This window comes from Anaerocolumna sedimenticola (genome assembly GCF_009931695.1).
Lineage (GTDB): Bacteria > Bacillota > Clostridia > Lachnospirales > Lachnospiraceae > Anaerocolumna > Anaerocolumna sedimenticola.
Window position 1 is genome coordinate 1,787,920 of the sequence record NZ_CP048000.1, and the last position, 18,670, is coordinate 1,806,589.

19 protein-coding genes, 1 pseudogene and 1 other annotated feature are annotated in these 18,670 nt (G+C 38.2%); of the genes and pseudogenes, 16 read left to right on the forward strand and 4 right to left on the reverse strand.

The window, feature by feature from the left end; translation table 11 throughout:
* Entirely contained in the window at positions 1-903 is a 903-nt protein-coding gene (locus Ana3638_RS08005; RefSeq protein ID WP_161837562.1) for a hypothetical protein, read from the forward strand.
* Positions 904-1,134: 231 nt separating this feature from the next.
* Here Ana3638_RS08005 and Ana3638_RS08010 read toward each other — a convergent pair whose 3' ends face one another.
* Positions 1,135-1,434 carry a hypothetical protein gene (locus tag Ana3638_RS08010; RefSeq protein WP_161837563.1) on the reverse strand — a complete coding sequence of 100 codons (300 nt, stop codon included), beginning with the start codon at positions 1,432-1,434 and terminating at the stop codon, positions 1,135-1,137.
* 415 nt (positions 1,435-1,849) lie between these two features.
* Here Ana3638_RS08010 and sfsA point away from each other — a divergent pair, with 415 nt between their 5' ends.
* From sfsA to Ana3638_RS08050, 9 genes and pseudogenes are all read left to right on the forward strand, one after another.
* Complete coding sequence (gene sfsA, locus Ana3638_RS08015; RefSeq protein ID WP_161837564.1) at positions 1,850-2,533, forward strand: DNA/RNA nuclease SfsA; 684 nt, start codon at positions 1,850-1,852, stop codon at positions 2,531-2,533.
* Between the two features lie 44 nt (positions 2,534-2,577).
* Positions 2,578-2,970 (forward strand): bacteriohemerythrin, encoded by a 393-nt coding sequence (locus Ana3638_RS08020; protein WP_161837565.1) that lies wholly within the window; start codon positions 2,578-2,580, stop codon positions 2,968-2,970.
* A gap of 234 nt (positions 2,971-3,204) precedes the next feature.
* Positions 3,205-3,629, forward strand: a pseudogene (locus Ana3638_RS24980) (glycosyltransferase); the annotation flags it as partial.
* A 36-nt stretch (positions 3,630-3,665) separates the two neighbouring features.
* Positions 3,666-4,358 carry a glycosyltransferase gene (locus Ana3638_RS24985; RefSeq protein ID WP_330588022.1) on the forward strand — a complete coding sequence of 231 codons (693 nt, stop codon included), beginning with the start codon at positions 3,666-3,668 and terminating at the stop codon, positions 4,356-4,358.
* A gap of 15 nt (positions 4,359-4,373) precedes the next feature.
* The gene (locus Ana3638_RS08030) at positions 4,374-5,129 is read left to right on the forward strand and encodes a YdcF family protein (RefSeq protein WP_161837566.1); all 756 of its coding nucleotides are present in this window, start codon (positions 4,374-4,376) and stop codon (positions 5,127-5,129) included.
* Positions 5,130-5,144: 15 nt separating this feature from the next.
* A complete protein-coding gene (locus Ana3638_RS08035) occupies positions 5,145-5,678 on the forward strand; it encodes a GNAT family N-acetyltransferase (protein WP_161837567.1) in 534 nt (177 codons plus the stop codon).
* A gap of 539 nt (positions 5,679-6,217) precedes the next feature.
* Positions 6,218-6,448 (forward strand) — a binding site (T-box leader).
* 190 nt (positions 6,449-6,638) lie between these two features.
* Positions 6,639-8,591 carry a threonine--tRNA ligase gene (gene thrS, locus Ana3638_RS08040; RefSeq protein WP_161837568.1) on the forward strand — a complete coding sequence of 651 codons (1,953 nt, stop codon included), beginning with the start codon at positions 6,639-6,641 and terminating at the stop codon, positions 8,589-8,591.
* Between the two features lie 676 nt (positions 8,592-9,267).
* Positions 9,268-10,857 (forward strand): peptide chain release factor 3, encoded by a 1,590-nt coding sequence (locus tag Ana3638_RS08045; RefSeq protein ID WP_161837569.1) that lies wholly within the window; start codon positions 9,268-9,270, stop codon positions 10,855-10,857.
* 48 nt (positions 10,858-10,905) lie between these two features.
* Entirely contained in the window at positions 10,906-11,367 is a 462-nt protein-coding gene (locus Ana3638_RS08050) for a GNAT family N-acetyltransferase (RefSeq protein ID WP_161837570.1), read from the forward strand.
* Between the two features lie 388 nt (positions 11,368-11,755).
* Here Ana3638_RS08050 and Ana3638_RS08055 read toward each other — a convergent pair whose 3' ends face one another.
* Complete coding sequence (locus Ana3638_RS08055) at positions 11,756-11,935, reverse strand: hypothetical protein (RefSeq protein ID WP_161836914.1); 180 nt, start codon at positions 11,933-11,935, stop codon at positions 11,756-11,758.
* 55 nt (positions 11,936-11,990) lie between these two features.
* Entirely contained in the window at positions 11,991-13,148 is a 1,158-nt protein-coding gene (locus Ana3638_RS08060) for an IS91 family transposase (RefSeq protein WP_161836913.1), read from the reverse strand.
* 256 nt (positions 13,149-13,404) lie between these two features.
* On the opposite strand from Ana3638_RS08060, the gene infC reads away from it, so the two are divergent.
* The 3 genes from infC (at position 13,405) to rplT (ending at position 14,664) form a co-directional block, all read left to right on the forward strand.
* Positions 13,405-13,899: a translation initiation factor IF-3 gene (gene infC, locus Ana3638_RS08065; RefSeq protein WP_161837571.1), complete on the forward strand. Its 495-nt coding sequence runs from the start codon at positions 13,405-13,407 to the stop codon at positions 13,897-13,899.
* A 179-nt stretch (positions 13,900-14,078) separates the two neighbouring features.
* Complete coding sequence (gene rpmI, locus Ana3638_RS08070; RefSeq protein ID WP_161837572.1) at positions 14,079-14,276, forward strand: 50S ribosomal protein L35; 198 nt, start codon at positions 14,079-14,081, stop codon at positions 14,274-14,276.
* Positions 14,277-14,307: 31 nt separating this feature from the next.
* Positions 14,308-14,664 (forward strand): 50S ribosomal protein L20, encoded by a 357-nt coding sequence (gene rplT, locus Ana3638_RS08075; protein WP_161837573.1) that lies wholly within the window; start codon positions 14,308-14,310, stop codon positions 14,662-14,664.
* A 159-nt stretch (positions 14,665-14,823) separates the two neighbouring features.
* Here the strand turns inward: rplT and Ana3638_RS08080 are convergent, their stop codons facing one another.
* Complete coding sequence (locus Ana3638_RS08080; RefSeq protein ID WP_246240877.1) at positions 14,824-15,393, reverse strand: TetR/AcrR family transcriptional regulator; 570 nt, start codon at positions 15,391-15,393, stop codon at positions 14,824-14,826.
* A 254-nt stretch (positions 15,394-15,647) separates the two neighbouring features.
* Between Ana3638_RS08080 and Ana3638_RS08085 the strand changes: the two genes are divergently transcribed.
* The 3 genes from Ana3638_RS08085 to Ana3638_RS24995 are packed head-to-tail and all read left to right on the forward strand — an operon-like array spanning position 15,648 to position 18,657.
* On the forward strand, positions 15,648-16,349 hold the full coding sequence (locus Ana3638_RS08085) for an ABC transporter ATP-binding protein (RefSeq protein WP_161837574.1): 702 nt from the start codon (positions 15,648-15,650) through the stop codon (positions 16,347-16,349).
* Positions 16,343-17,569, forward strand: a complete 1,227-nt coding sequence (locus Ana3638_RS24990) for an ABC transporter permease (protein WP_246240880.1) — start codon at positions 16,343-16,345, stop codon at positions 17,567-17,569. Before Ana3638_RS08085 ends, Ana3638_RS24990 begins: the two co-directional genes overlap by 7 nt.
* Entirely contained in the window at positions 17,491-18,657 is a 1,167-nt protein-coding gene (locus tag Ana3638_RS24995; protein WP_246240882.1) for an ABC transporter permease, read from the forward strand. Before Ana3638_RS24990 ends, Ana3638_RS24995 begins: the two co-directional genes overlap by 79 nt.
* The last annotated feature ends 13 nt before the right edge of the window (positions 18,658-18,670 follow it).

Here is an 18,670-nt window from a genome sequence, read left to right on the forward strand (position 1 = left end):
GTGGATAAGAATAAGATAAACAATAGCCTTCCCAGTGATTTGGATGATTTACGTGTGAAAGACCATCTGAATGCCTCTTTTGAACTGGATAATTTAACGGTATCGGAAGATTTAATCGCCAGAACCCTTAAGGCAATAAAAGAGTCCGATCAGCAGGAAGAGCAGTCAAAAAAAATAAATAAAATTAAGCATTTCCCGGTTCGAAGACTTGTTAGTGCCGCAGCAGCTATTGCCGTACTAATTGTTGGAATCAATATATTTCAAAACAGTTTTACAGGAAATAAAAAAGGTACACAAATCAGTATGGATTCCAGTTCGACTGAGAAAGCCCCGGAAGAAGCGGCGACTATGGAAAATTATAGTGCTGCAGCTGATGGAGCAGCATCTTTAAATAATAGTACCAAGAGCAGTGAAATTACGGGTTCATCCGCTGAAGAAAGTGACATGGCCGCTGCTGATGAAGAAATTACCACATTTTCAGCGGAACTGAAAGAGGATACGAAAAAAGCAGGAGGTGCCAGTTCCGGTTATGGAGAAAATCTTTTTTCTGTATTGTATCCAATCAACTATGATACGGTTACGACATTTAACGTATCAAAAAATGGTGATACCGGTAAAGCATTAAAAGAAACCGGTATTAAAGTAAATGAATTCTATAATATACTGGACGGATATCCTTTAACTGAAAGCAATACAAACGAGAATAGAAATACTGCCGAATGGATTTACAAAGCTGAAATTGTTGAACCAAATCAAGTGGCCTATACTATAATAATTGGGGATACGATTCAGGTAGAACAGAAAAGTGAAACGGGAGAGCCACAAGTTTCCGTATACAGTACGGAAAATATGGATAATTTAATTAAACAAATTCAAGATTTTTATAATTCGAATAATAAATAAAATAATAAAAGAATGTTGAAAATTCTAAATCTATTCGTTATATTTTAACAAAAAGCAATGTACCTAAAGCCATTCTTGCAACCGGAAGGAACACGCTTTGCGAGTTTCTCCGGTTCGCGTGCGCGTTCGAATTATTGCAAGCAAGCTTGCTAATTCTCACTTTGCTTTCGCGGAAATAAAGATAACCGCTCATTCTTAACAGGAACGAGCGGTTTTTCTAATCTGAGAATATTATTCTTCTGTAACCTCTTTTTCGTCAGTTTCAGTATCAGCTGCGGATACTTTATCTTCAAAAGAACCCTGGTCAGATCCTTCTGAAGTAATATTAATTGAAACATATTCCCTTGTATCTTTTTTATTTTGATCAGTGGTATCCTCGTCTTCAGCGTCGAAATCTTCGAATTCATCTTCAAATTCATCAAAATCATCAGAAGAGTCCTTATTTACTAAGTTTTTGTACAAATAATAAGCACCACATGCTATAGTCGCAACGGATACTGTACCAAATAAAAACTTTCCAAATTTTTTCATGCGATTCATACTTCCTTTCGTTAAACAGTATATGCAATTACTGTTATTTGTTATACAGTTTAAAAGAATTTGTTTGCTAAAAAAAGTTTTTCAGTTCCATTATAAGGGAAGGGGGTGGAAAAATAAAGTAAAACTTATCTAAATTTTTACCAAAAAAACAATAAAATATAATAGTATTACAAAAAATTATTTTTCCAAGGGTAAAAGGTTTCTGAAAATTCTTAAGATAAGACAGTATAATGTAACGGTGAAAACAACACGACTATTTCTAAGGTTCCTTAAAACGTTTGTACTGTGTAAAATATGGAAATATATTGATTCAAAAAATTAGAAATGATATAATTGAAATAAAAAGCACGGAGGGTGCGTTTCACTCAGAATTAGTATGCCGCTAAAGCGGCAGATGGGGTGTATTATGAAATATGAAAATGTGCTGGCTGGGATATTCTTATCAAGGCCCAACCGGTTTATAGCATTTGTGGAGATAGATGGGTGTGCAGAAACCTGCCATGTTAAAAATACAGGACGATGCAAGGAATTACTGATTCCAGGTGTAACAGTATATGTACAGAAAACGGATAATCCGTCCAGAAAAACGAAATACTCACTTATCGGAGTGAAAAAGGGAACGCGGATTATTAATATAGATTCACAGGCTCCCAATAAGGTCGTTTCTGAATGGCTGCAAAGGGGCGGGTTATTTAAAGATATTACTTATTTAAAGGCTGAGAAAACCTATGGTAATTCCAGATTTGACTTTTATTTGGAAACCAAACAGGAAAAAATTTATATGGAAGTAAAGGGGGTAACTTTAGAGGATAATGGCATAGTTTTATTTCCTGATGCACCGACTTTGAGGGGGATTAAACATATCAAGGAATTATGTCAGTGCAGGGAAGAGGGGTTTACGGCTTATCTTTTATTTGTGGTACAAATGAAAGATGTATTATATTTTAAACCAAATGATAACACTCACCCGGCATTTGGTGAAGCTTTACGGGAAGCAGCTAAGAACGGTGTTCATATTCTGGCTGTGGATTGTGAAGTTTCATTCGATGGAATGGAAATACGGGAGAAAGTACCGGTTAATCTGGGATAACAAAGGAACGAAAGAAAATTCAATTATGAAAGGATGTATAAAGTATGTATGAGATGAAAGAGGAATATTATACCGGTATTGAACTAATAGATAAAGAGCATAAGGAATTATTCCGGCTTGCAGATGAAGCATATCAGGTTTTAAAAGACGATTTCATAGCGGATAAATTTGATCATATCGTTGAAATTATTATAGGGCTAAAAGAATATGCAATCAAACATTTTGCAGACGAGGAAGCTTATATGCAGAGTATCCAATATAAAAGGTATTTATCCCAGAAAGTAGAACATAATGATTTTGTTGAAAAACTGGAGGCAATCGATTTTGACCAGATGGATCATAATCAGACCGGTACACTGGTTGATTTACTGGAATTCTTAAATGACTGGCTTGTTCATCACATTCTGGAAAAGGATAAGTTAATTGGAAAGATTTAAGAAACTAATAAATTCTTAAATTTTTTATCATATAAAATTTAAGAATTTTTAGTTATTATATAAGAGTCATAATTTAAACTGATAATCAATCAAATTTTTGCAGGCAGTTTAAATTATACCATTACTTGCAGGAATCCTGGATATCATTTGGATAGAGGAGAGTTATCATTGAATATTGGTTTGTTTACGGAGACTTATTACCCTGAAATCAATGGTGTTGCGAATTCGGTATATATGCTCAAAACAGAGCTGGAGGAAATCGGACATAATGTATATGTCTTTACAACAACGACACCGGGAGCACCGGAATTTGAGCACAATGTTTTTAGGGTTCCCAGTCTTCCTTGTATATTAATTACGGAACGAAGAGTAGGACTGTTTTATCAGCCGAAATTAGCTTCCCTCATAAAAAATTGAATTTGGATTTAATACATACCCATACGGAATTTTCTTTGGGTATCTTTGGACGGATTATGGCAAAAGAATTGAAATTGCCCACGGTCCACACTTATCATACGATTTATGAGGATTATACTCATTATTTGACACACAGAAAAATTCTGGACAAAAGGGCAAAAGCTTTTGTAAGGGTGTTTTCAAAAATATGCTGCAATACCGTAGAGCAGGTTATCGTACCGACTGAAAAAGTAAAGGAATTACTCTTAAAATATAGTGTTTTCAGGGAGATATCCGTTATTCCTACCGGGGTAAATTTAAGAAAATTTAATCCCGGACTTTATTTAAAAGAAGATGTATTAGCCTTAAGAAATCAATTTGGAATCAAACCAGAGGATAAAGTACTTTTATATCTTGGCAGGATCTCAAAAGAGAAGAATATTGCTGAGATCATAGAAGCAATGCCGGATTATATGAGAAACAGAGAACAGGTCAAGTTCCTGATCGTAGGCGGTGGGCCTGAGATAGAACATTTAAAACAGGTTGTGGCAGACAGGAATATGACGGATAAAATTATTTTTACCGGACCCAAACCCTGGGATAATATTGGACTCTTTTATCAATTGGGAGATGTATTTGTCAGTGCCTCCCAAAGTGAAACCCAGGGACTTACTTACATTGAAGCTATGGCAGCAGGATTGCCCGTTGTAGCAAAAAGAGATAAGTGCCTTGAAGATATTCTGGAACCGGGATGGAACGGATATGATTTTACAGACCGGGAAGGCCTGATTAAAGGACTGGATGCTATCTTTTTTGAAAATAACGGGATCCCCTACGGCGAGAATGCCAAAATCAGAATGCAAAGGTATTCTTCCGAAGAATTTGCCAAAAATGTTGAAAGGGTATACGAAGAAGTGATGCAGCGGGATGCCATATCTGAGCAGCGTGCAGCCTATGAAACCAAAAAGATAAGTCATCTGTTTCATACCTGATAATTGGAGAATTAAATGAATTTATTAGCAGTTATATTTTTAATAATTGGACTATTCAGTATAGGATATACGATTGCAATCGTCTGTTATTCCGGTATCAATACGGCTTTTCTGGGGTTTTGGATCATCATGGGACTGGGGTGTATTGTTTTATCCCTAGTATTAAGATTTCTTTATACTCATAATATAGAGGGTCCGAAATACCTTAAATTTATCTTTACTTTTCTCTTTTTATCCGGAATAAGCATTTTCCTGTTGGTTGAAGCAGTAGTTATCCAAGCTGGAAATAAACAGCCCCAACCAGGAGCAGATTACGTTATTGTACTTGGTGCCCAGGTGAGGGGAACGGCCTTATCAAGAGCATTAAAAAACAGACTGGATACGGCTTATGAATATCTTGTTAATAATACCACTGCCAAGGTTATTGTATCAGGCGGACAGGGTAACGGTGAGGATATATCAGAAGCAGAGGCAATGAAAGAGTATCTTGTCGGGAAAGGAATACAAGACGAACGGATACTTATGGAAGATAAATCTACCAATACACATGAAAATCTTCTTCTAAGTAAAGTACTTATGACAGGTGAGGAGCATAATACCGTCATCGTTACCAGTCGTTTTCATGTATTCCGGGCAGTCGGTATAGCGGGTAAACTTGGTTTAACGAATGTAAGCGGTTTAGGAGCACCTACCAATGATATATTGATAGTAAGCTATTATGTCAGGGAATTTTTTGCTATTATTAAGGATAAATTGGTGGGTAATATATAAAGAAGGGGTATTCTTATGATGAAATCGGATAGTCAGTTAATAATCAACGGTCTTAATTTTACACCGGTAGTTATGGAAGATGAGATTAAAAAGGTTGCCGCCGCCGCAACGAAAATCTGGCACGAGCATTTTACAGCTATTTTATCATCAGAGCAAATAGATTATATGGTGGACAAATTCCAATCTGAAAAAGCCATAACCAACCAGATAGAAACAAGCAGTTACCGCTATTATATGATCAGGGTTGAGGAAAAGCTCATTGGTTATTTTGCCATAAAGGAAGAAGAACCGGAAAAAAGTTTATTTTTAAGTAAACTATATCTGTACAAAGAATATAGGGGATATGGTATAGCCAGTAAGGCATTTGAATTTATGACAGATTTATGCAGGCAAAAAGGTTATCATAAAATATGGCTCACTGTAAACCGCTATAACGAAAATACTATCAAAGTTTATGAGAAAAAGGGTTTTATCAAAGTCCGTACACAGGTAGCCGATATTGGGAATGGTTTTGTTATGGATGACTATATTATGGAGAAAACCATATAATGAATAAAGGTGTATGGCTTCGGTTAAATTTTATTAGCTTATCTCATTCTTTTATAAAGCTGTTACAAATAATAAATGAAAAATAGAATTTAGAATGGATTAAAGTTGATTATTAAGGATATAAATTAGATTATAAGATATTAATAATTAGGATTAAGTGTCAAAAGGTCATTTTATCGTTTTCAATGTATACGGGCGTAGTAGATATACGGTATTCATTCATTACGATATGAGTGACCTTTTGACACTTAATCTATTTGGCTGTTGCTAAAGTATTTTATTATTAGAACATACCATATAATACTCTTATTTCACAATTAACTGGATATTAATATTAATTATAAGGATAGTGATATTAAATTTTAGCATCTTAGTAATCTGTTTTATAATGTTAATAATGCTTACCGTTGAAAGTAAGTATTAGGATTCTCTGAATAATTAGAAATTACCTGAATTTATACAAATGTAAATACTGATGAGAGAAAATCCCTCTTGACAAAGATTTTTACAATGCTATAATGAAAATTATCAAATAATATGTTAATACGATGATGAGACAAGTAAGATGCCTGATATTGCAGAGAGAGATATGATATGCTGAAAATATCTTATTGGAAGACATCCGAAGACTACCTCTGAGTGACCCTAATCCGGTCCGTTGATTACGTTATAATCTAATTAAGATGGGAATTTAATTACAATAAACAATCATTTATAATAATATAAATTCCAACAAGGGTGGAACCGCGAGATAATGACTCGTCCCTTTCGAAACTAATCAGGTTATTCGGAAGTGACGGGCTTTTTTTATTTCTTAGAAAAGTGATAAAACTTGCTTATCTTAATGCAAGCGCCATACAAGCCGGAGAAATTCCTACTGTATACTTCCAACGATTACCTGATGATACAATAGAGTATTTGACATATCAAATCATATAACTATTTAAAGGAGAGAATCAAATGAAGATTACATTAAAAGATGGATCAGAAAAGCTTTATGATAACGCCATGTCTGTAATTGACATTGCAAAAGATATCAGTGAAGGCCTTGCCAGAATGGCTTGTGCCGGAGAAATAAACGGAAAAGTTGTGGACTTAAGAACCGTGGTTTCAGAAGATTGCCAATTAAATATATTAACCTTTAATGATGAGGCAGGTAAAGCCGCATATAGACACACAACCTCCCATGTACTGGCAGAAGCGGTAAAACGCTTGTATCCCAACGCAAAACTTGCAATCGGTCCTTCCATCGATACCGGTTTTTATTATGATTTTGATATAGAATCTTTCGACAGAGCAGCTTTAGATGAATTAGAGAAAGAAATGAAAAAGATTATTAAAGAAGGTGCTGAGCTGGAACGTTTTACCCTGCCCAGAGAAGAAGCAATGAAGTTCATGGAAGACAGAGGAGAGCCTTATAAGGTGGAATTAATCCGTGACCTTCCTGAGGATTCCGTAATTTCTTTCTACAGACAAGGGGAGTTCGTAGACCTTTGTGCCGGCCCTCATTTAATGAGCACGAAAGGAATTAAAGCGATTAAATTAATTTCTTCTTCCGGCGCATACTGGAGAGGCAGCGAGAAAAATAAGATGTTAACCAGAGTATATGGTACCGCATTTACCAAAAATGCAGACTTGGATGAATATCTGGCGCATCTGGAAGATATCAAGAAACGTGATCATAATAAATTAGGCCGTGAAATGGAGTTATTTACCACAGTTGACGTAATTGGACAGGGACTTCCTCTGATTATGCCAAATGGTGTTAAGATAATTCAGACTCTTCAGAGATGGATTGAAGATGAAGAAGAAAAAAGAGGTTATATCAGAACGAAAACTCCTTTGCTTGCTAAGAGTGACTTATATAAAATTTCAGGACATTGGGATCATTACAAAGATGGTATGTTTGTTCTTGGAGATGAAGATAAGGATAAAGAAGTATTTGCTCTTCGTCCAATGACCTGCCCATTCCAGTATTATGTTTATAAGGCAAGCCAGAAATCCTACCGTGATCTGCCTCTGCGTTATGGTGAAACCTCAACTCTTTTCAGAAACGAGGATTCCGGAGAAATGCATGGTTTAACCCGTGTACGTCAGTTTACCATATCAGAAGGACATCTGATAGTAAGACCGGACCAGATGGATGAAGAGTTTAAAGGCTGTCTTGACTTAGCAAGATATTGTCTGAAAACTTTAGGTTTGGAAGATGATGTAACCTACCGTTTATCAAAGTGGGATCCAACCAATAAAGAAAAATATATCGGTACGGAAGAAATCTGGGAAGAAACCCAGGGAAGAATCCGTAACGTTCTTACAGAACTGAATATTCCATTTACGGAAGCAGATGGGGAAGCAGCGTTCTACGGTCCTAAAGTAGATATCCAGGCAAAGAACGTTTATGGTAAGGAAGATACCATGATTACGATTCAATGGGATGCTATCATAGCAGAACAGTTTGATATGTATTACATCGACCAGAACGGTGATAAGGTTCGCCCTTATATTATTCACAGAACCAGTATGGGATGTTATGAAAGAACTCTTGCATGGCTGATTGAAAAATATGCCGGACTGTTCCCAACCTGGTTATGCCCGGAACAGGTAAGAGTACTTCCTATTTCCGAAAAGTATCATGATTATGCGAAGAAAATCGAAAGCGAGTTAAAGGATAACGGTATTCGCAGCAGTGTGGACGAACGTGCAGAAAAAATCGGTTACAAGATTCGTGAGGCAAGACTGGACCGCGTTCCATATTTATTAGTAATAGGTCAAAAAGAAGAGGAAGAAGGTTTAGTTTCCGTAAGAAGCCGCTATCTTGGAGATGAAGGACAGAAACCTCTGGATACTTTTATAGATGATATCTGTAAAGAAATCAGGACAAAGGAAATTAAGAAGATTGAAGTAGAACAATAATTCACATAAATATATAGGCCGGCCCGACTGGGCCGGCTTTTATATTTTGGTAAATCTGGATAAACCGAAGATAAGTTAAAAAAATGCTTACCTGATTATACTGAAATACCTTGACAATTAATGCTTTTTTATTATATTATGAAGTGGTTTTGAGAGTTATTTACATTAGAAACAGGAATCACGGATAATATAACTTATCAGAAGTTGCTTTCCAAACTTCTGATAAAAGGCGCTGCACTTGCGCCGTACATCCGATTATAGGAACACGGGTTTTGTTCCTATAATATAACTTATCAGAAGTTGCTTTCCAAACTTCTGATAAAAGGCGCTGCACTTGCGCCGTACATCCGATTATAGGAACACGGGTTTTGTTCCTATAATATAACTTATCAGAAGTTGCTTTCCAAACTTCTGATAAAAGGCGCTGCACTTGCGCCGTACATCCGATTATAGGAACACGGGTTTTGTTCCTATAATATAACTTATCAGAAGTTGCTTTCCAAACTTCTGATAAAAGGAGCTGTTCTTGCGCCGTACATCCGATTATAGGAACACGGGTTTTGTTCCTATAATATAATAGTAACTGCTTTGATTCTGTATTTATGAATTATGTTTACCGTGATTACATTGATAGATTAAAAATTAACCATGAATTATATAGTGTGGAGGATTTATTTTGGCTGATTATACAAAGGAAATTAACAAAAGACGAACATTTGCAATTATATCCCACCCCGATGCCGGTAAGACGACATTAACGGAAAAACTTCTTTTATACGGAGGAGCAATTAACCTGGCAGGTTCCGTAAAGGGGAAAAAAACGGACCGTCATGCGGTTTCCGACTGGATGGAGATCGAGAAACAGCGTGGTATTTCGGTTACTTCTTCCGTAATGCAGTTTAATTACGGGGATTACTGCATCAACATTCTGGATACACCGGGGCATCAGGATTTCTCGGAAGATACTTACCGTACTTTAATGGCAGCAGATTCTGCGGTCATGGTAATCGATGCGTCAAAGGGTGTTGAGAACCAGACAATTAAATTATTTAAAGTTTGTGTTATGCGTAATATTCCCATCTTTACTTTTATCAACAAGATGGACCGGGAAGCAAAAGACACCTTTGAATTATTAGATGATATAGAAACCGTTCTTGGTATCCGTACCTGCCCCATTAACTGGCCTATTGGTTCCGGCAAGAATTTTAAAGGGGTCTATGACAGGGAAACAAAACATATCACACGTTTCTTTGCCGCTAATAACGGACAAAAGGAAGTGGATACCGTAGAAGTGGAATTAGGAGACGAAAGCCTGGATAACTTAATCGGTAAGGTAAATCATGAGGTCTTATCCGAAGAAATCGATCTGTTGGACGGTGCCAGCAGTGAATTTGATATTGATTTGGTTAGGGAGGGTAAATTAACACCTGTTTTCTTTGGTTCCGCATTAACGAATTTTGGTGTGGAAACATTTTTAAAACATTTCCTTTCCATGACAACATCACCGTTGCCAAGAAAATCAACGGAAGGAATCATTGACCCGGTACAGAATGACTTTTCCGCGTTCGTATTTAAAATACAGGCAAATATGAATAAAGCCCACAGAGACAGAATTGCATTTATGCGCATCTGCTCCGGCAAATTCGAAGCCGGTATGGAAGTAAATCATGTGCAGGGCGGGAAAAAGATACGACTGTCACAGCCGCAGCAATTAATGGCACAGGAGAGAAAAATCGTGGAAGAAGCTTATGCCGGGGATATTATTGGTGTATTTGATCCTGGTATTTTTTCCATTGGTGATACGTTGTGTATGCCGGATAAAAAATTTGCATATGAAGGAATTCCAACCTTTTCTCCGGAGCATTTTGCCAAGGTGAGACAGGTGGATACCATGAAAAGAAAGCAATTCTTAAAAGGTGTATCCCAGATAGCCCAGGAGGGAGCTATTCAGATATTCCAGGAATTTAATACAGGAATGGAAGAAATTATTGTGGGGGTTGTAGGTGTTCTGCAATTTGATGTGTTAAAATTCCGCCTGGAATCCGAGTATGGTGTTGAAATCCGTCTGGAGCCTTTAGCATATGAATATATCCGTTGGATAGAAAATAAGAATCTGGATGTAAGCAAGTTAAGTATTACCTCCGATACGAAAAAGGTAAAAGACTTAAAGGGAAATCCTTTATTGCTTTTTATACACAGCTGGAGTATTCAGACTGTTTTAGACCGGAATAAGGAACTCAAATTATCGGAGTTTGGCAGAGAGTAATCTTTAATATTAGTAGTGTTTAGGGTATAAAATTAAGGGGAGGATACTATGATAGAATATCGTAAGGCAACACTGGAAGATGCTGATTTAATCGCAAAGATACGGGCTGACTTTTTAGGTGAGGTAAATCATCTGACCCAGGAGGATAAACAGGATATGTGTAAAGCAAATCAGGACTATTTAAAAAAAGCCTTAGCAGATGGAAGTTTTGCTGCCTGGCTGGCAGTTTTAGATGAAGAAGTTGTTGGAACAAGCGGTATAACTTTTTATCATGTGCCTCCCAATATGAAATGCCCAAACGGAAAAGCTGCTTATATCAGTAATATGTTTTCTTATCCCCAATATCGTAAACAAGGTATTGCGACAAAATTATTTTCCCTGATTGTTGAAGAGGCGAAAATACAAGGTCACAATAAAGTACTATTAAATGCTACTGATATGGGTAAACCTTTATATGAAAGATACGGATTTAAAGAAGTACAGGGTGATATGGTGTATTATATTGCTTAGATGGAAGAGTCCGGATTAAAAACATATAAAAAATTAATAATATCTTAAGTGCTAAATAACTTATTGACATTTGCAATTATCTATGTTATACTTATAAAGCTTGTGAATCATATGTGATTTTTATGGTGATTCAACGATAACAACAAAGCAGAGTATCCACTCTCACCTTAGCACTAATGTGTGACTTTGGTTCATAATTTCGGTAAAGAAACAGCATATCAGCTGTGAGATTAGTACTTATTGAATTAGTTCAGTGAGGAATTTAACGAATTGGAACGTGGATAGACTTTGCTATCCACTTTTTTTATTTATTAGGAAAGTTCTCCTCCGGAGAACCTGTGTATTAAATATGCCCGCTAAAAGCGGGCATAGGAAACAGACGATATTGCTAGAAGATATAAAAACCTTCTTCAAATTCGTCCTCATCAAGGTCCTCATCCTCGGTAAGAAAATAATGCATGTCGAGCAGATCAGAATCAGTCATGTTCCGAACAAGCTTAGCCGTCATTCCTTCTGGAGGATTTTTGATATAGTTTTGTCTGAGTTCCTCTAGTTGTTTTGGATCCATTAGTAGTGCCTCCCATCTTAGAATGATTTAAGTATGGACCAGATGGGATAGAAAATCAAGTAACTTTACCGCTGGAGCGGCAGTGAAACTTTGCCATTGCCCTTTCGTAAAGTTCAACTAGAGATACACGTTTGTGGTTAAAGTAGAGTTCCAGAAACTCCATGGTATGATTGCACTTTGGACATTTTAAAGGATCGTAACCAAAGGACAAAAGAATAAGGTTACGCCATTTATTAAAATCCAGAATTATCTTGTGTTTGGATTTTGGTACAGCTTTGGTAAGGCTTTTATCTAACTCGCGATGACGAGCATAAAGACCATAATAGCGCGTCATCTTAAAGTTCTTTTCGGGGATGTGTTGGATAAGAAGCTTAATAAAATCTAATACAGGAATTGTTTTCTGAACATAAGAATTATCCTCATGTTTGTTATAATGAAAAGTTACATTTTCACCATCGTAGGAGTCAATTCTTGAAGTAGCAATAACAGGACGACTAAGATAGCGACTGATATATTTTACAACGGTATTAGGGTCACAAAGATTTGGTCTTGCGTAAACATAGAAACCATTTTTATCTTTCTTGTAGATGGCGGCCTTGGTTTTTTTGAAAGATGGACCGATATGCTTCTCCATTTCATTAAGAAGAGCGGTCTGAAAAGCTTTTCTAAAATAAGAGTAATTAAAATGTTTTACAACACGCCAGAATCCATCATCGGAGAATCCACCTTCGGTAAGTAGACAGTGAATGTGAGGATTCCATTCAAGAGGACGGCCAAAAGTATGTAGAACACAGACAAAACCGGGAACATAGTTCTTACTTTTGTTCATCTTGTGGAACAGTTCAAGAACAACGCTACGGACCGCCTGGAAAAGACAGTTAAGAAGGGAACGGTCTTCCAAAAAGAAGTGACGAAGTTCTTCATCAATAGTAAAAACACAGTGGCGGTGAGTGCAACGAATTAACTTAAAAGATATCGTGGTAGAACGATCGTTGGAGTATTTGCTGCCACAGGTAGGGCAAAACTTGGAGTGACAGCGGAAAGGAACGAATTTAAGTTCACCGCAATGGGAACAGCCGTACATGGCACCACCAAAGGAAGGATCGCCGCAGTTAATCATCTTTTCAATGTTTTCCATAACAACATGACGAGGATGAAGAGAATATTTAATTATTTCATAATTGTCATTGAAAATCTTCTGTAATATATTCATATGACTATTATGAAACAAAATGACAAAAAAAGAAACCCCCAGATTCCCCTCATGAATGAGGGGCTAGGGGAGTTGATGTGTCGAAGACACTTTTTTATTTCCGCGAAAGCAAAGTGAGAATTAGCAGGTTTGCTTGCAATAATTCGAACGGACACGCGAACAGAAGAAACTCGCAAAGTGTGTTTCTTCCGGTTTAATAAAATAACACAACGATGGAATATTCAACCTATGGAGGTGCAGTACTATTAGTGAATTAATGATCAATGAGCAAATTAGAGACAAAGAAGTCCGTTTAATTGGAGAAGAAGGCGAGCAGTTAGGTATTATGCCAATTAAGGATGCACTAAAGCTTGCTAAAGAAGCCAATCTTGATTTGGTTAAGATTGCTCCTACCGCTAAACCGCCTGTATGTAAAATTATCGACTATGGTAAGTACAGATATGAATTAGCAAGAAAAGAAAAAGAAGCTAAGAAAAAGCAGAAGATTACCGAAGTAAAAGAGATCCGTTTATCTCCGAATATTGATGAGAATGATCTTAATACTAAGGCAAATCAGGCGAGAAAGTTTATCACAAAAGGTGATAAAGTTAAAGTAGCTCTTCGTTTCCGTGGTAGGGAAATGGCACATATGGCATCCAGTAAGCAGATATTAGATGATTTCTTTGCTAGGCTTGAGGATGTTGCAGTCGTTGAGAAACCAGCTAAGTTAGAAGGCAGAAGCATGATTCTGTTTTTGACTGAAAAACGTTAATTACACTTTGTAAATGTCAGGGACACTTTATTATTATAGAAGCAATAACCGAAGCTTAAGCTTCGGTTATGCAGGAAAAGACCCGATAAGATTTTGCCAAGTGAATAATAATAAAATAAGACAATTGGACAACCCGTAAGGGGATAAGTTAATTGTATCATGATTAAGGAGGAAATATCATGCCTAAAATTAAAACAAACAGATCAGCAGCAAAGCGTTTCAAGAAAACCGGTACAGGACAGTTAAAGAGAATGAAAGCTTATAAAACCCATATCTTAACAAAGAAGACTACTAAGAGAAAAAGAAATCTTAGAAAAGCTACTTTAACAGATGCAACAAAAGTAAAGAATATGAAGAAGATTATGCCATATCTATAAGATATAGGTGATATAAGGAGGGAAATAGAACATGGCTAGAATTAAAGGCGCATTAAATGCTAAAAAAAGACATAATAGAGTATTAAAACTGGCAAAAGGTTATAGAGGAGCCAGATCAAAACAATATAGAGTAGCGAAACAATCCGTTATGAGAGCTTTAACTTCTTCATTTGCAGGAAGAAGACAAAAAAAGAGACAATTCAGACAATTATGGATTGCCAGAATCAATGCAGCAGCAAGAATGAATGGAATTTCTTACAGCAAACTTATGTTTGGCTTAAAAGTTGCCGGAGTTGAAATCAATAGAAAAATGTTATCTGACATGGCTATAAACGATCCTGCAGGCTTCACAGCTTTAACAGAAGTTGCAAAATCCAAAATAGCATAAATCATATATTCTAATTAAGTTGAATTCAAAACCATTGATATAGATAAAGAGCTTATTTCAGACAGCAGATTTTATAATCTGAAGTTTAAAATAAGCTCTTTTTATATTTATATATCATATGGTCTATGTTATCAGTAGGTACTAGAATTTCAGTTGATATTACCAATTAACCAATCGGAAAGTCAAATTGTAAATGGTCTCAGCCATTTCCTTTGCAGACTGATTGATACCGTTCTTCAGCCAATGCTGTAAGAGACCGACACTTCCGTTTACAGCAAATATAAAATAATCTTTGCTGACACCGAAATCCGTCTCCGCTCCGGTCGACGGCGATATCCCACATTGCTGGTAAATTAAGGTAAACATTTGCTTTTGGAAATCGATATCACCCTGCTCACTCATTAGAATCTTAAGATGCCTGCTGTTCTCAACGAAATATTGGAAGATTTTCTCTAGTACCATCATTTTTTCCTGCTTATCCGTTTTACCAATCAGATTGGAAAGCGATTCTTTCACCCAAAGGAGAGTTTCATCCTGAATTTTACGAAGAAGGTCATACTGGTCGGTATAATATGCATAAAAAGTCGTCCGGTTAATGTCTGCATTTTCACAGAGTTCTTTGATCGTTATTTTAGTGATGGGCTTTTCCTCCATTAATTCAAACAGGCTCTCCTGCAAAACCATTCTTGTATATCGTGTTTTACGGTTCTCTTTTATTTCTTTTACCAAGTTGTCCTCTCACCTCACCAAAAATAAATTTAGCTAATCCTGTTTTTAAATCAACATTTGTATAGCAATTTGTTGCAAACAAGACATCTATTAAAAAAATGATGGTTGCATAATCAACATAGTGTCATTATAATGAGTTCTTAGTTAAATGTCAAGAATGTGTAAAACTTGCACAGGACTATTAAGGCTAGCAATGGTTTTTCCCATGGCTTCTCAAAAGGAGCCTGCAAGTTACGCAGCAAAGGAGACTACATATGGATTTTATCACATTCGAAAACGTGGAAAGGGAGTATCACATCGGCGGTAATGTCATCAAGGCCGTGGATGGCGTCAGCTTTGAATTTAAACGAGGTACGTTTAATGTGGTACTCGGTCAGAGCGGCGCAGGGAAAACGACGGTTCTTAACCTGCTTGGCGGTATGGATTCACCGACCGCCGGCCGAATTGTCGTAAATGAGTACGAGGTTTCCGGTATGTCAGAGCGGGAACTCACCGACTACCGACGTACGCAAATCGGTTTTGTATTCCAGTTTTATAACCTGGTGCCAAATCTGACTGCACTGGAAAATGTACAACTAGCTGAGGAAATTTGCTCCGATCCGCTCGATGCCAGAGAAATGCTGCGGCGCGTGGGGCTGGAAAATCGGATGGACAATTTTCCAAGCCAGATGTCCGGCGGCGAACAACAGCGCGTATCTATCGCTCGGGCACTGGCAAAAAACCCCCAGATCGTACTGTGCGATGAGCCAACAGGAGCTTTGGATTCCGGAACCGGCCGAAAGGTGCTGCGCCTGATCCGGGACGTGGCAAGGGATCTTGGTAAAACCGTGATTATTGTCACGCACAACGCGCCGATCGCCGAGATGGCACAGACGGTGTTACATATGAGAGACGGCAAAATCGCAGAGATAGAGTTCCATGAGCAGCCCAAAGATGTGGAGGAAATCATATGGTGAGGGGGGCATTATTTAAGAAATCTCTGCGAGACATGCAAAAGTCAAAAGCACAGTTTATTTCCATCTTTATTATGGCGACTCTCGCCATATCTATTATGACAGGCCTTGATTGTATTTGGTTTACCGTTTGGAACCACACGGACACCATGTACCGCGGGACGAACCTTTCCGACCTGTGGGTGACCGTTATGAATCCTTCGGAACAGGATTTATGGGGTATACAGCGAATCGACGGCGTCAAACAGGTAGAGAAGCGCTTTTCTGCTGAAGCAGATACGGACCTGCCCGGAAAACCCACTCTCCATGTCTACGCTTTAAATGACGGCAGTACCCTGGACCAACCCGAGATGCAGGCGGGACGATTCAAGAAAAGCGGGGGCGGTGCGGTACTAGACAGTGCATTTGCAAAAGCTCATAATCTGAAAGTCGGAGATACTATTTCTATCAAATTGAACGGCGTATGGCTGTCTCTTCCCATCGATGGGCTGGCGCTGAACAGTGAACAGGTCTATGCTGTTAAAAATACTGCAACGCTCATTCCGGATCCCATGCTTTACGGGTTCGTTGTAATTCATACCAGTGCACTAAAGAGTGTTTACGGTCAGAAGGTCTACAATCAAATCAGTGTGAAAACGGAGCCGGGGACCGACCTTAAGCAGGTGGTTCAAAAGGCAGATGCTGTAATTGGCCGTAAAATGATTGGCACTACCCTACAGAAAGATAACACCAGCGTCAGCAGCGTTAATGGCCGCATACAGCAGTTTAAAACACTTTCTTTTGTATTTCCCCTTCTGTTCTTTCTGGTAACGGCTCTGATTACCCAAAGTACCATGTTGCGACTGGTAGAAAGTCAACGTACACAAATCGGGATCCTGAAAGCAATGGGTTACAGCAAGATAAGGATCCTTTGGCATTATACCTCTTACGGAGTTTTGATCGGTGTGCTGGGCTCAATATCCGGCCTTATCCTCGGTCCCAACCTGTTCGGCAGGGTTTTGGTCCCACGGTTAAAACTGACGCTAAACAGCTACAGCCTTCATATTAATTACTGGAACTTCGCCCTATCATTCCTCCTTATCCTGTTGTGTACGGGCGGTGTTTCGTTTTATGCCTGCTGGAAGCTTCAGGGGATACTCCCGCAGTGCTTCTCCGCGACAAACCGCCCAAAAAGGGTGCCCATATTTTTCTGGAAGCATTCCCCTCTCTCTGGGGGAAGATGAAGTTCAGTGATAAACTGATTGTACGGAACACCTTGAAAAACAAAGGACGTCTTATCATGAGTACCATCGGTGTCATGGGCTGCGTCAGTGTAATTATCGCTGCCCTGACCGTCAGAAGTACCATATCTGGAATTACCGACCAGATGTATGGGAATACATTTACCTATGATCAGAAAATTCTCGTTGACCCAGAGAAAGCGGATTCTCGTTATCTGAAAAATCTGGGGATTAACGGCATCACTCAGCAAATCCAGGAATCCGCCATAGAGGTGATTTGCCCAAATGGTAAGCAGAAAATGGAACCGATTACTATCACCACCGGAAACAGCCCGCTGATTCACATGTTTGATGTTAGAGGGAATCCCATTTTTTTTCCGGAAAACGGAGTACTAATGACCCGAAAACTATGCAGTACGTTGGGTGTGAAACAAGGAGACAGTATCCGAATTAAACGTTCAGGGGAAGATTATGTATCGGTGCAAATCATTCAGGTTGCCTACATGGCATCCGGCCAGGGAATCTACGTAACCGACAGTTACTGGGAATCTTTGGGCGAAACATTTTCGCCGACGGCTCTTCTTATACAATGGAATGGCCAGCCCAATCAAAGATTTCTTAATAGTGATGCAGTAATTGATTCAGCAACCCGTGAAAGCCAGCAATCCGGTTTATCCTCCAGTATGCAGGTAGTAAACTTCGCTGTAGTGGCGCTGATTGTAATGGGTGCATCGTTAGCATTTGTGGTGCTGTATAACACCAGTATCCTTAATTTCGTAGAGCGGATTCGGGATCTTGCGACCTTGCGGGTTCTAGGGCTTCATCATCATAAAATCCGAAACCTGGTGTTGATAGAGAATTATTTTTCCGTTTTGCTCGGTACGTTTGCCGGCATCCCCATAGGACGGTTTATATCCTGGGTAATCGCCAGCAGCCTGGATGAACGTATGGATCTTCCGGGCAATATCACATTACCCGACGTGCTGCTAGCAACCGCCATGACCCTGTGTTTCGCATTGATTACCAACAGTATCGTAGCCCGAAAGATGAAACAGATTGATATGCTTGAAGCGCTTAAAAGCGTCGAATAATTATAGATGGAGG